Source organism: Vibrio sp. VGrn 2, assembly GCF_009361695.1.
GTDB lineage: Bacteria > Pseudomonadota > Gammaproteobacteria > Enterobacterales > Vibrionaceae > Vibrio > Vibrio diabolicus.
Window position 1 is genome coordinate 30356 of record NZ_RBWD01000012.1, and the last position, 13599, is coordinate 43954.

13 protein-coding genes are annotated in these 13599 nt (G+C 46.1%); 9 read left to right on the plus strand and 4 right to left on the minus strand.

Annotation, left to right across the window (positions count from 1 at the left end):
* Positions 1 to 75 precede the first annotated feature (75 nt).
* The 4 genes from D8S93_RS18075 (at position 76) to D8S93_RS18090 (ending at position 5076) form a co-directional block, all read left to right on the plus strand.
* On the plus strand, positions 76 to 1617 hold the full coding sequence (locus D8S93_RS18075) for a glutamate synthase-related protein (RefSeq protein WP_152814589.1): 1542 nt from the start codon (positions 76 to 78) through the stop codon (positions 1615 to 1617).
* Positions 1618 to 1802: 185 nt separating this feature from the next.
* The gene (katG, locus tag D8S93_RS18080; RefSeq protein WP_152814591.1) at positions 1803 to 3974 is read left to right on the plus strand and encodes a catalase/peroxidase HPI; all 2172 of its coding nucleotides are present in this window, start codon (positions 1803 to 1805) and stop codon (positions 3972 to 3974) included.
* A 177-nt stretch (positions 3975 to 4151) separates the two neighbouring features.
* Complete coding sequence (locus tag D8S93_RS18085; protein WP_006742299.1) at positions 4152 to 4604, plus strand: antitoxin Xre/MbcA/ParS toxin-binding domain-containing protein; 453 nt, start codon at positions 4152 to 4154, stop codon at positions 4602 to 4604.
* Position 4605: 1 nt separating this feature from the next.
* Entirely contained in the window at positions 4606 to 5076 is a 471-nt protein-coding gene (locus tag D8S93_RS18090) for an RES family NAD+ phosphorylase (RefSeq protein ID WP_005376497.1), read from the plus strand.
* A 79-nt stretch (positions 5077 to 5155) separates the two neighbouring features.
* On the opposite strand, the gene D8S93_RS18095 is transcribed toward D8S93_RS18090, so the two are convergent.
* On the minus strand, positions 5156 to 7006 hold the full coding sequence (locus D8S93_RS18095; protein ID WP_152814594.1) for an acyltransferase family protein: 1851 nt from the start codon (positions 7004 to 7006) through the stop codon (positions 5156 to 5158).
* Positions 7007 to 7245: 239 nt separating this feature from the next.
* On the opposite strand from D8S93_RS18095, the gene D8S93_RS18100 reads away from it, so the two are divergent.
* Complete coding sequence (locus D8S93_RS18100; protein ID WP_152814596.1) at positions 7246 to 7521, plus strand: nitrogenase-stabilizing/protective protein NifW; 276 nt, start codon at positions 7246 to 7248, stop codon at positions 7519 to 7521.
* Positions 7522 to 7640: 119 nt separating this feature from the next.
* Here the strand turns inward: D8S93_RS18100 and D8S93_RS18105 are convergent, their stop codons facing one another.
* Both D8S93_RS18105 and gloA read right to left on the minus strand, forming a co-directional pair.
* Entirely contained in the window at positions 7641 to 8741 is a 1101-nt protein-coding gene (locus D8S93_RS18105) for an alkene reductase (protein WP_152814598.1), read from the minus strand.
* A gap of 11 nt (positions 8742 to 8752) precedes the next feature.
* Positions 8753 to 9139 (minus strand): lactoylglutathione lyase, encoded by a 387-nt coding sequence (gene gloA / locus D8S93_RS18110; RefSeq protein ID WP_152814600.1) that lies wholly within the window; start codon positions 9137 to 9139, stop codon positions 8753 to 8755.
* Positions 9140 to 9349: 210 nt separating this feature from the next.
* On the opposite strand from gloA, the gene D8S93_RS18115 reads away from it, so the two are divergent.
* Both D8S93_RS18115 and D8S93_RS18120 read left to right on the plus strand, forming a co-directional pair.
* A complete protein-coding gene (locus tag D8S93_RS18115; protein ID WP_054390572.1) occupies positions 9350 to 9778 on the plus strand; it encodes a PaaI family thioesterase in 429 nt (142 codons plus the stop codon).
* 26 nt (positions 9779 to 9804) lie between these two features.
* Positions 9805 to 10194, plus strand: coding sequence for a MazG nucleotide pyrophosphohydrolase domain-containing protein (locus D8S93_RS18120; protein WP_140125943.1), 390 nt, complete (start codon positions 9805 to 9807; stop codon positions 10192 to 10194).
* A 45-nt stretch (positions 10195 to 10239) separates the two neighbouring features.
* Here D8S93_RS18120 and D8S93_RS18125 read toward each other — a convergent pair whose 3' ends face one another.
* Entirely contained in the window at positions 10240 to 11115 is an 876-nt protein-coding gene (locus tag D8S93_RS18125) for a universal stress protein (protein ID WP_152814602.1), read from the minus strand.
* 212 nt (positions 11116 to 11327) lie between these two features.
* Between D8S93_RS18125 and D8S93_RS18130 the strand changes: the two genes are divergently transcribed.
* Positions 11328 to 12674, plus strand: coding sequence for a magnesium transporter (locus D8S93_RS18130; RefSeq protein WP_025541176.1), 1347 nt, complete (start codon positions 11328 to 11330; stop codon positions 12672 to 12674).
* Positions 12675 to 12963: 289 nt separating this feature from the next.
* Positions 12964 to 13500: an AAA family ATPase gene (locus D8S93_RS18135; RefSeq protein WP_193621642.1), complete on the plus strand. Its 537-nt coding sequence runs from the start codon at positions 12964 to 12966 to the stop codon at positions 13498 to 13500.
* Positions 13501 to 13599 lie beyond the last annotated feature (99 nt).

Genomic DNA, 13599 nt, shown 5'->3' on the forward strand with positions numbered 1-13599 from the left:
CTCTTTCCGCTCCTGTTCTACGCTTATTGCAAGCCAGCGAGAAAGCGTGGTTAACAATAATAAATAGGGGGCAACATGAGCAAGCCAATCATCGCCGATAATAAGCCGATTAAAGTGAATCTAACCGAAGGGCAAGAATATTACTTTTGCCGATGTGGACGTTCTAAAAATCAACCTTATTGCGATGGGTCGCATTCGGGAACAGGCTTAAAGCCAATGAGCTTTACTGCGGAAAAAGATGAAGAAGCGTATCTCTGCCAGTGCAAGCACACCTCTAATGCCCCATTTTGTGATGGAACACATAAGCGTTTTTCTGCTGAGCAAGTCGGCAAAGAAGGCCCTGAGAAAACGCGAGAGAAAAGTGACAAACCGACTGCGTCCGCTACTCAAGAAGAACCAACCCTAGAGTTTATCCACCAATTAGCGAGAGAAGGGCTCTCTAAACTCGGCCATCATGGTCCGATGGCTGCAATGGGGGTTCCTAGGCATTTGCTACCACATTGGGATGCTATACAAATCATGGTGGCGCAAATGGCGACACAACCGTTGTTAGAAGACGTTCCCGTATCAACTGAGCTGATTGTGGGGCCAAACGCGCGTAAGCCGCTCAAGCTCGCTATTCCTTTGTTGGTGTCGGACATGAGTTTTGGCGCACTCTCGGAAGAGGCGAAAGTTGCGCTAGCAAAAGGTGCTGAGTTGGCAGGGACTGGGATTTGCTCCGGTGAAGGGGGGATGCTACCTGAAGAACAAGCTGCAAATTCGCGGTATTTCTATGAGCTTGCCAGTGCTAAGTTTGGTTACGATGAATCTAAGCTTCTTAATGTTCAGGCTTTTCATTTTAAAGGTGGGCAGGGCGCCAAAACAGGCACGGGAGGTCATCTTCCAGCAAATAAAAATGTGGGTAAGATCTCTCAGGTGAGAGGTATCCCCGAAGGGCAACCAGCGATCTCACCGCCAACATTTAAAGATCTTCATACTACTCACGATTTCAGAAAGTTTGCTGACAGAGTCCGTGGCATCACGGGCGGCATTCCAATTGGCTTTAAACTCAGTGCAAACCATATTGAGCAAGACATACAATTTGCGCTCGATGCGGGTGCCGATTACATCATCTTAGATGGTCGCGGTGGTGGCACGGGCGCGGCGCCAACTATGTTCCGTGATCATATTAGCGTGCCAACCATTCCTGCGTTAGCTCGCGCACGTAAGTACTTAGATGAAAAAGGCGCAAGTGACCGCGTCACATTAATCATCACTGGTGGGTTGCGAGTTCCTATGGATTTTGTCAAAGCGTTGGCACTTGGGGCAGACGGAGTGGCGATAGCAAGCAGTGCGATGCAATCGATCGGTTGCGTCGCGGCCCGGATTTGTAACACCAATAATTGCCCTGCGGGAATCGCAACGCAAAATGCCGATTTGAGGCAGCGTCTCGATATCGAAAAGTCATCTCAGCAACTGAAAAATTTCTTCGAATCCTCGGTCGAGCTCATGCAAGTTATGGCAAGGGCATGTGGTCACCACGCTCTGAATGAATTTAGTCGCCATGATTTAGCTACATGGGAGCACAACATGGCGAGGCTGTCTGGGATCAAGTATTCAGGTATGGACTTAAACTGATCTCTATCCATATTTTCTGCATATAGGTACATGTTTGATAACAATTATTTATTAGCCGAGATATGGAAATTTTGACTTGGCGTTAACTAAAAATTCAGTGTATGAACTACGCTGTTTGAGGTGGATATTCGATTTGTTGAATAACAAAGAGTGGTTACCACAACCACGATACGAAGGAGCATTATATGAGCAACACAAACGGCGGTTCGGTAGGTAAATGTCCAGTTATGCATGGTGGGCAAACATCTACAGATAAGTCGGTGATGGATTGGTGGCCGAATGCCTTAAACTTAGACATCCTGCATCAACACGACTCCAAAACCAACCCATTTGGCCAGGACTTTAATTACAAAGAAGAACTGAAAAAGCTAGATGTCGAAGCACTTAAAAAAGACTTAAAAGAGTTAATGACTGATAGCCAAGACTGGTGGCCTGCCGACTGGGGACATTACGGCGGTTTAATGATCCGAATGGCATGGCACGCAGCGGGTAGTTATCGTATCGCGGATGGACGTGGCGGCGCTGCGACAGGCAACCAGCGTTTTGCTCCTCTCAACTCTTGGCCAGATAACGCAAACCTCGATAAGGCTCGCCGCCTTTTATGGCCCATCAAGAAAAAATATGGCAACAAATTAAGTTGGGCCGATCTGATTGTCCTTGCCGGTAACATGGCGTATGAATCCATGGGCTTTAAGACCTTTGGTTTTGGCTTTGGGCGAGAAGACATTTGGCATCCCGAAAAGGACACCTACTGGGGTTCCGAGCAAGAATGGTTAGCCACAAGTGATGCTGATAACAGCCGCTATTCTGGTGAGCGAGATTTAGAAAATCCACTTGCCGCAGTAATGATGGGGCTTATCTACGTCAACCCAGAAGGGGTGGACGGGAACCCAGATCCTCTCAAAACAGCACATGACATGCGTGTGACCTTTGCGCGAATGGCAATGAACGATGAAGAAACTGTCGCGCTCACAGCGGGTGGTCATACGGTCGGTAAGTGTCATGGTAATGGTGATGCCGCAAACCTTGGTCCAGAGCCCGAAGCCGCAGACGTTCATGAACAAGGTCTTGGCTGGATTAACCACAAAACACGTGGCATTGGCCGTGACACGGTAACGAGCGGTATTGAAGGTGCTTGGACGACACACCCTACACAATGGGACTACGGATATTTCCACCTACTATTTAAGTACGATTGGGAACTGAAGAAGAGCCCAGCAGGTGCGTGGCAGTGGGAGCCAATCGACATTGAAGAAGAAGACAAGCCTGTCGATGTTGAAGACGGTTCTAAGCGCTACAATCCAATCATGACTGACGCCGATATGGCGCTCAAAATGGACCCTGAATATCGCAAGATTGCAGAAAAGTTCCAAAATGACCCAGCGTACTTTGATGACGTTTTTGCTCGTGCCTGGTTTAAGTTGACACACCGCGATCTAGGACCAAAATCATGTTATTTCGGACCTGATGTGCCAAGCGAAGATCTTATTTGGCAAGACCCAACGCCTGCAGGTAAGACAGACTACGATGTCGATTTAGTGAAAACAAAAATCGAAGCAAGTGGCCTATCCATTAGTGAGCTAGTAAGCACGGCTTGGGATAGTGCGCGTACTTACCGTGGCTCTGACCGCCGAGGCGGCGCAAATGGTGCGAGAATTCGTTTGGCTCCGCAAAAAGATTGGCAAGGAAACGAGCCAGAGCGTCTAAGTCGTGTTCTTGCTGTGCTAGAAAAAATAGCAGCAGAAGAGGGCTGTAGTGTTGCTGACGCTATCGTGCTTGCTGGTAACGTAGGTATTGAACTGGCTGCGCGTGCCGCAGGTCATGATGTTTCCGTACCATTCGCGCCAGGCCGAGGTGATGCCACTCAAGAGATGACGGATGTTGAATCGTTCGAAGTTCTTGAGCCTGTTGCTGACGGTTTCCGAAATTGGTTGAAGAAAGACTACGCGGTTAAGCCGGAAGAGCTTTTATTAGATCGTGCTCAGCTTATGGGGCTAACGGCGCCAGAAATGACGGTACTTATCGGTGGTATGCGCGTTTTAGGCAGTAACTACGGCGGTGGAAAAGAGGGCGTATTTACTGACCGAGTCGGCACTTTGTCGAATGATTTCTTCGTGAACCTTACTGACATGTCATATATGTGGCAACCGGTAAGTGCTAATCAGTACGAAATCCGTGATCGTAAAACAGACCAAGTGAAATGGACGGCGACTCGAGTGGATCTTGTCTTTGGCTCAAACTCGATTCTACGTTCGTACGCGGAAGTGTATGCGCAAGATGATAATCAGGAAAAATTCATCCACGATTTCATCGCTGCATGGACGAAAGTCATGAACGCCGACCGTTTTGACTTGTAGTAAGTGAAACGATGCAAATCGGTAGATGCGTAAACAAAGTTGATGAATAAGTAAGAGAGGCGGGCGCAAAGCTCGCCTTTTTCTTTACCTGTCTTTTTACTTTGATTGTTACTTTGATTGAAAGTTGAGCTCATTTGAACCATAATAACTAGACTATATGAACCATAGGAGCTTGATATGGCAACTGCAGCATTAAAAAGCTTTAAGCCGAAACAATCTCATAAAGCCAATTTCTGGCTTATGCTAGGTATTGAAGATGCTGAAACGGGTCGTATTGATGCGGTTCACAAAGGCTTTGAGCCCAAGGTATACCGGAACATTGTTGATCGAGTAAAGCTTTCTCAAAGTGAATTCCAACATGTGACACTGATTCCTGTTAGTACAATTAAGCGTCGTCTTAAAAATGATGAGCGTTTTAATACTCAAGAGAGTGATGCAATCTATCGATTAGCGATGTTATTGAAACTCGCGACAGAGTTGTTTGACGACGAAGAGCGCGCGTTAAAATGGATGAGAGAGAATGTGTACGGCTTAGGTGGAAAAAGGCCGCTAGACATGGTCTCGACCACGGTGGATTTTGAAATCGTCAAAGATTTGATCGGCCGTTTAGAGCACGGGGTGTTCTCGTAATATGAAGCTCTATCGTCTCACACAAAAGAAATTTGCTGACACGCCATTCAGCCCCGTTGGCGCAAAGTTGTTTGGAGGGCGATGGAACTCAAAAGGAACCGAAGCCCTCTACTTCTCTGAATCGGAATCCCTTTGCTCGTTGGAAGTGTTTGTTCACGTAAATAACGATCCAGCTATCACCAAACTGTACGATTTATATCGTATTGAAATGCCCGAATATCTCATCGCCACCTTAGATGAAGAAGATCTCCCTGTGACGTGGCGAGCAATACCGGCGAGCGAGTCTACACAGTACATTGGTGACCAGTTTCTCAATGACCCTCATCCCGAGTTTGCCGCACTGCAAGTGCCTTCAACGATTTCACCTCGTGATAAAAACTACGTGGTGAACCCAAATCATCCCAAAATGAAAGAGATCATCAAGAAAGCTGAAAAGCTTGATTTCGCGTTTGACCCGCGCATTTTCAAATAGAGGCGTTGGTTTTGTCTTGCTTTAAAATATTCAGCGCTTACCTGAGATAAGCGCTGAAGCATAAATGCTTATTCCTTGGTTATTGTCGGTCGTAAGTGAACTGTTGAGTTTCATTCGTACGGCTGTGGTAATGCCCAAGCACCAACTCAGCACCTTTGTAAGACAAATGGCTGTCATCGGTATACATGGCGTTGTTCGCACCAACTTTCATTCGACATACACCATTTCTGCAAATGGCATCGGTCAAGTCGACAAACTCAACGTGCTCAAATTGATCAAAGTAGTTCACTAACTTCGCCACGTTTTGAGGGTGATGTCGCTTTGGAGAGAAATCGCATGCGGACTCTTCTGTCTCGCCAAACAAACGCGCTTTCCAAAGGCATTCTCCTACCGCAAAAGGTGCGGAAGGGGTTGGGCCGAAAACGACCACTTCTTTCCCTTCCAGTTCATTCAACAATCCAGTTAATGATGCCTCATAATCAGCTTGTGAAAGCTCTTTATTGAAGTTGGAAGAGATAACGACGCGACGAATTGAAGGGGTACGCAAAATGGTATCGACTGCCTCTTTGAAGAACTGTCGGCAAGAAATTGAGCCAGCAGCTTCCAGGATGTCGACATAACCGACCGCACAGGAATCTTGAGTAAGTTGCACCACGCCAGTTGGTGTTACTTCGGATAGACGCTTCACGTAAACCATGCTGTGACTATTGCCTAACACAGCAATGGTGGGTTGCGGCGCAGACGAGCACACATCGTTAACGTCGGTGTTGCCGTTGCAATCTAAACCGTAACCGTTGTTAACGCGCATGGCCTCGAAAAATGCGCTTCTTTCTGGAAAACCACCGTTTTGATGACCAATAACGCCGAACGTCAACAAGGGCAGCGTCAACAACACAACAACCGTAGACACAGTACGCATACTCATGGCTTTTCGGCTGCGGAACGGCTTTTCAACAAAGCGCCAAGTGAAGTAAGACAGTACAAAAAGAGCGGCAATGTAAAGCGAGATATTGACGTCTTGAGTTGCGTCCAGCATGTAGCGGTAAAACACAAATAGCGGAATGTGCCACAAGTATAAGCTGTAGCTGATTAAGCCAACGAACACAACCCATTTTAGGCTCAGCAATTTACCGCAGACATTGTCTTTAGAGGCAAACAAAATCACTAACGCGCTACCGATGACTGGCACCAGCAAAGTGATACCCGCGCCATCTTGCGATTTTTCAAACAAAAGTGCAGAGGCCAATATCAAAACGATGCCAATGGTTGCCAGCGTATCGTTGGAACGAACTTGAGCTTTTCTCATTATTAATGCGAGTAATGAACCGGTTGCCAGTTCCCAAGCACGAGAGAAGATCATGTAGAAGGCGAAATCAGGATCGTTGCTCGCATAGACAATAGTCATCAAACTCAGCGCAAATACCGCGACAAAAAAAGTCAGGAAAAACGCGTTTTTGCCACGAGCGAGTAGCATGAGTAGCAAAGGAATGACAATGTAGTATTGTTCTTCAACGCCCAAGCTCCAAGTGTGAAACAGCGGATTGGCTTGATCTTCTAAACCGAAGTAATTGTGGCCTTTTAAATACAGAAGAATGTTGGATGAAGAAAGAATAGAAGAGACTGCGAACTGACCAACGTCTTTGTGTGCTTGTGGCAAAAATAGCCACCAAGACATCAAATAGCTGACGGCAATCACCACCAGTAGCAGGGGAAGTATGCGGCGAATGCGTCGCTCATAAAAATCACCGAGGCTGAACTTCTGGTTTTCCAAATCGTTAATCACGATGGTGGTGATCAAATAGCCGCTGATAACAAAAAATACGTCGACGCCAATAAAGCCACCAGCGAACTGCTCAACACCTGCATGAAACAAAATCACCAACGTGACTGCAATCGCTCTTAATCCGTCTACTTCCGCTCTGTAAGTCATATCGTGTCCCTCCAACATTCCGTTTAACGAAGTAGAGCAAAATATGAACCAGAAATAATGTTGCTTTAAATCAGAGTCTTAAAGTGATTATCAAAATAAAAAGGCTGGGGAAATAACGAATTCCCAAATTGAATTTCAATATGGAAATTCCAGAAAGAGTGATGTTAGAAGCGCTAAATCAAAGAACGTAAAGCGCGAGACACATAAACTTCATTGAAAACGATAACGCTAAAGAAACGATGACAGAGAATACGATTCAGGAAAAAATTGCCAGCTTTACTTGTATCGAACAAGCGTTGGATTACTTCGAAATCGAGTTTGATAGCCGATTTATCGAAAACAACCGAATCGAGTTGGTTAAGAGGTTTAACGGCTACTTAATCCTCACTAAACCGGATGATTGGTTTTCAGGCCGCCGCGCACTGAAAAATGCCTACTGTAAAGTACAACGCAGTTTACTAAGTAAAACGACGCGCTCTGCGTGCCGAGGTTGTACATCTTGTCAAAGACGTTAACCCTTGGTGGCTTGCCTAAAAAAGAACCCTGCATCTTGGCGTCACAGGGGGAAGAGCAAGGTTCTTTTGGGTTAGCTATTGGTTTGTCGTGAGTTGCGAATCAGCTTTACGCAGATGAATTAACCCGCATGATACGCAGGGTAGTCCACTAAGCCTTTTTCACCGCCGCCGAACAATGTGGCAGAGTCATGTTCTGCCAGTGGGTAGCCATGCTTGATGCGGCTTGGCAAGTCTGGGTTTGCAACAAACGGGCGACCAAAACCGATCATGTCGGCTAAGCCACTTTCAATCGCGTGTTGCGCCTTTTCTGCGTTGTAACGACCGGCATAGATCAGTGTGCCTTTATACGCCTCACGAACCGCGGTTTTAAAGGCGAGTGGAGTGTCTGGCGCGTCGTCCCAATCCACTTCTGCAATGTGAATGTAAACAACATTGAGTTTATCAAGCAGCGCAGCAGCAGCGGTGTAGGTGTCGACAGGTGTGCTATCAACGGTGCCGTTTAACGAAGTGAATGGTGCAAGGCGAACACCAACACGATCTGCGCCAATGGCTTGCGTCATCGCTTCGACCACTTCACCAAGAAAACGCAGACGGTTTTCAATTGAGCCGCCGTATTCATCGGTGCGGATGTTCGCTTCAGAATCGATAAACTGGTTAACCAAGTAGCCATTTGCTGCGTGAAGTTCGACACCATCAAACCCAGCTTTTATCGCGTTTAATGCGGCTTGGCGGTATTCTTCAATAACATTCTTGATGTCTTGTTTGGTCATCTCACGCGGCTCAACCACGTCGACAAAGCCAGGTTCGTCTGTGCCATTGTCGATAAATACTTTCACGTTTTCTGCTTTAAGCGCAGAAGAAGAAATAGGTTGCTCGCCGCCGATGTTGTCAGGATGAGTCACACGACCAACGTGCCATAATTGCGCGAAGATAACGCCGCCTTTCTCGTGCACTGCATCAGTTACTTTTTTCCAGCCAGCAATTTGCTCTGGGCTATAAATACCCGGTGTCCACGCGTAGCCTTGACCCATTGGTGAAATTTGCGTGCCTTCAGCAACGATTAATCCCGCTTCGGCTCGTTGAGCGTAGTAGGTGGCCATCATGTCGTTGGCGACATTACCTGGTTGAGAAGCACGAGAGCGCGTCATCGGAGGCATAACGATACGGTTTATTAATGAGAGAGAGCCAAGTTGAATCGGTTGAAATAATGCATCTGTCATAGGAAACCTCGTTATTGTTCAGTTTGAATCAGTTCGATTGGGTAGCCATCGGGATCTTTAATAAAGGCGATGTGAGTTTCTCCGCCTTTCATTGGACCTGGCTCGCGAGTAACGTTGCCACCAAGCGCTTTGATTTGTTCGCAAGCGGCGTAAATATCTTCAGACCCCAGTGCCATGTGTCCGAATGCGTTACCCAAGTCGTAACTGTCGGTATCCCAGTTATAAGTTAGCTCGATGGTCGCGCCATCTGGTTGATCAGGGTTACCAACAAACACCAGTGAGTAACGGTATTCTTGGTTTTCAAAACGATCCAAAACACTCATTCCCAGAACTTTTGTATAAAATTCGATAGATTTGTCTAGGTCAGCTACACGGATCATCGTGTGGAGAAACTTCATAAGTCGCCTTTCATAACGTTGCGTAATCACGGTGCAAACCTTATCGCCACTCTAAATAAACTGGAAATTATCGTTAATTATGAAAATGATTATTTAACGTTATGGATAATGAGGTTGTTGGCCCTACAACGTGAAAACAAAGATTACTCGCCGTTTCTTTTTTATAATTGGCATATGCTAATTACTCTTTTTACAAGCTGAGTACTTAACATGTCCGCAAACAGTCACTTTCATTCCACTCACGAATCTCATTATCAATGTGCGGTTTGTTCTTCAATCGATGCAAATCCTAACTCTTTGGCTGTGAACTACCAGTGTCTAGCCGATGGTTCTGTTGTCGGAGAGTTTCACGTTTTACCGCGTCATCAAGGTTACACAGACCTGTTGCATGGTGGCATTGCGAGTTCGCTGCTCGATGGTGCAATGACGCACTGTTTGTTATTTAGAGACATTCAAGCCCTTACCGCGCAGTTGGATGTGCGCTACCATGCACCTATTGAGCTAGATGAGCACGTCACGATTACTGCACACTGTGAAGGTGAACGCCACGGTATATATCAATTGGTGGCTCAATTGCTGGTCAATAATGAAGTTAGAGTGACGGCAAAAGGGAAGTTTATTCGTCCTAAAGAGGCGTAAATAAAAACTCGTTCTACGGAGAGATAATGAAGAAATTTGATGAGTTGTACGCAATTGCGACGAGAAAATCTCAATATGACCAAACCAACACTTGGTTTAAAGGCGTAGAGACTTATCTGGAGGCCATTGGCAAAGAAGTCGATGAAGTCCGTGAAGAGATTCGTGAGGACCGCCTTTGTCATTTAGAAGACGAGTTAGGCGATGTGTTGTGGAACTATCTTAACGTATTAAAAGCGTTGGAAAGAGAAAAGGGCATAGATCCTGAGAAAGTACTCGAAAGAGCCTGCACTAAATACGAGCAGCGTGTATCTGCGATTGAATCGGGACGCAGTTGGGATGAGGTTAAACAGCAGCAGAAACAAGCCTTGAACGCGGAACATGAAGCCGCGCAGTTAGAGGCCATGAAGAGCCAATAACTGCGCGTGATATTATTTAAGACGCGGCGGAATGGGGAAGCCTGATCAATCCTTCGTGCTATTGACCAACAGCAGGTCACAAGGAGGTTGATCAAGTAACGTGTCTACAGTGCTGCCAGACCAAAATTGGGAGGACATGCTTCGTTTACACGCGCCCATAATCAGAATTGCCGCTTGTGATTGCTTCACTGCTTTTGGTAACGCCGTTTCAGGGTTTCCTTCTGGCAGCAGTAGTGGTACTAGAGTTAACTTTTGCGCAGAAATAAAGTCCGTAATGCCTGCTTTTTGGTTGCTCAAAATCTCTGCACGATAGCGAGATAGATAAGGCGCAACGTAGCGGCAGTAGACTAACGTCATTTTTCCGCTCAAGGTTTTTTCTAGCTTTGAGCCTCGCGATACGATGGCTCTATCTACGACTGATTTTGCATCTCCGCGATGAAGCGGCTCTATCGCGCAAAGCATGTTGGCGTGAGAAGGCCATGAACGCTCACTTAATAGTAATAAATCACAATCGTTTTTTGCTAGCTCGGTGAGTAAGGTTTGAATGTCGTGCTTGTTAAAATGCCCCACGAGCAGTAAATCTGTGTGGTCAACAAGCCGTTTCGCGACTTGAGCAATCCAATGACTCCCTTTGAAATGCTCGTAAGAGAGTGTTGGCGTTTCAACTTCCTCTTCTTCACAAAGTTCGATAACGAAGTCTTTAAATTTTGATGTCCAAGCTTCAAACTCAGCTTGTCTCTTTTCTATATGGTCAGAGTTGAAACTAAGGAAATGCGCGAACGCGTGATCTTCACTCCGGCGGTGGTCTTCCACCAATACCACGATGGGTTGAGCCAGCGCTGTCGCAAACTGAATCACTTTACGAAGCACCTTACGACTTGGTAAGGCGGCTTGCTGAGTCAGAAAAAATACTGGTGCCATTGATTACTCCATTATCAAACGAGGCAAATGCGCCTAATGCACACTAAAAGTTTATACCATCCCCTTATGCAAAGACGTTCTTTTTCTGCGAGCAAAATATAAATTCCGCAATTGTGCGCGCCATTGCCTAGAATTTGAACATCAGGATCTCATGCCTTTAGGTAATAGACATCGTGTTGACACTAACGTGATGCCCAAGGAAATCGGTGACAATGATGATAGATTCCAGCCAATTACAGATTAATCGTAAAGTGCCTCATTTGCTTGCCGAGATCATTAAAGCGATAGAGTCGACCGAAGACCTCGGTTTTTTGAAAGACTATCAGGAAGCGCAAATCGCGAACATTTTGGAGTCGGTCAACATTGCTTATCGTAAACGCGTGATAGAAGCGGTGCCGCCAGAGAAGTACTGGACGGTATTAAATTTGCTGCGATACGACACCGCCAAGCACATTCATCAATCACTCAACAAAGAGCTGCAACATGAACGCTTAGCGTACATCACGGATTCGGAACTGATCATCTTTGCAGACTTTCTACCGACCGAATTTGTGGATGAGTACCTTATCGACCAAAGTGAAGAGTCGGTCGCGCACATTCAACAAGCGCTGTCGTATGAAGATAACAAAGTGGGGAGATATGCCGAGCCGCATTTTTTAGTCGCAAATCCTAAAAACAGCGTAGGAGGCATCAAAACCGAGTTGTTAAAACGCGGACAAAGCCCGGTGCGATTGATCATCGTGCGTGATGTCGGAGGCGTTATTGGGACGATAGAACCTCAAACCCTGTTGCTGCATGAGAACCATACCAAACTCACAGACTTGACCGTGGTCACGCCAATTCTGGAAGATATCCAAACGATTCAAAGCGTCAGTAAACAGGTCTCGATTGATGGTGGAGCGCATTGGTTTCCTATCATGGCTGGTGGCAAAATTATGGGCGTTTTGTCGATGGCGACCATCGCGATTACTTTGCGCGAGCTCAGCCTACAAGCTGTAGTGGCAGAAAACGTACGAAGCGAAGAGGATTTGTTCACACCATTAACTGTGGCGACAAAGCTAAGAGCACTTTGGTTGGTGATTAACTTACTGACCGCTTTTGTTGCCTCTGCCATCATTGGTATTTTTGATAATGTGGTCGAGCAAGTCGTTGCGCTTGCTATCTTAATGCCCGTGGTGGCGAGTATGGGCGGAATCGCAGGTAGCCAAACCTTAGCGGTGGCCATTCGGGGTATCGCACTCAACCATTTGCACCAAAGTAACTTGAAGTTATTGGTGAATAAGGAATTAAAAATCGCCACCATTAATGGCTTGATCATGGGATTAGTCATCGCGGGTGTCGTCTACATGGTGTTTGACTCTTGGCCATTGGCGCTTATTATCTGCTGCGCAATTTTTCTCAATAGTCTGGCGGCTGCGGCATCGGGTACGCTGATACCATTCACGTTGAAGAAGTTTAACATTGACCCCGCCGTGGCTGGCTCGGTAGTATTGACGACCGTTACTGATGTCGTCGGTTTCTTTGCGTTCTTAGGCTTAGGTGCCATCTTCTTGATATAGAAAGTCAATTGACGCGTTAACCTGATGATCCAATCTCTCCATTTCCCAACCCAATATTTTGGGCAAGTTTGGTTCGCTCAAAATTCCTCCGTTTTTCATAAACACTGAACACGCCGTTTAAGCTTTCATTTCATCAATATTTTTCACTGCTCATTTCTATCCCAAAACTTTCCACTGCCGATCTCGCTTAACGCTGGCATGCCAAATTACAATTTCAAAGGCCCGATCATGCCAATTTTCTTGGCTGTACACGCATTACTTCACTCAAACAAAAAATAAGGAAAAGATTTTGAACAAACTCATCGTATTCACTGGAGGTCCCGGTGCAGGAAAAACCTCGGTTATCGAACAACTAAAAATACAAGGCTTTATCTGCGCGCCAGAAACAGGTCGTCACGTGATACAAACGCAGGTTGCGAATCACGGTTCAGCATTACCTTGGAATGACAAACAAGCCTTTAGAGACGAAATGACAAAAGAAGAAGTGGGCAATTACCGAGCTTTCAATGTCCACCAAGGGGACGTGTTTTTTGATCGCAGTATTGTGGACGTATATGGCTACAGCAAGTTGGAACAATTGCCAATCTCGCATGAGCTCATCACGCATTGCCAGACGCTTCGTTATCATCCTCAAGTATTCATTTTTCCACCGTGGGCATCGATATTCAGTAACGATGAAGAGCGAAAACAAGATTTTTCTGAAGCGGTCGCCACGTATCAACAGATGGTCGATGCATACCACAAGTTCGGTTATCAATTGATCGAAGTGCCCAAAATGTCAGTCGAAGACAGAGTGGCGTTTATTCTCGACTCAGTCATCGAATAAGGCAGACAGATGAATAATGCAAACAAATGCGTAAGGCGATTGTGACCACGACGACAATATGTGTAAAGGGAGTTATTTATACTGGATAAAATTCAATAA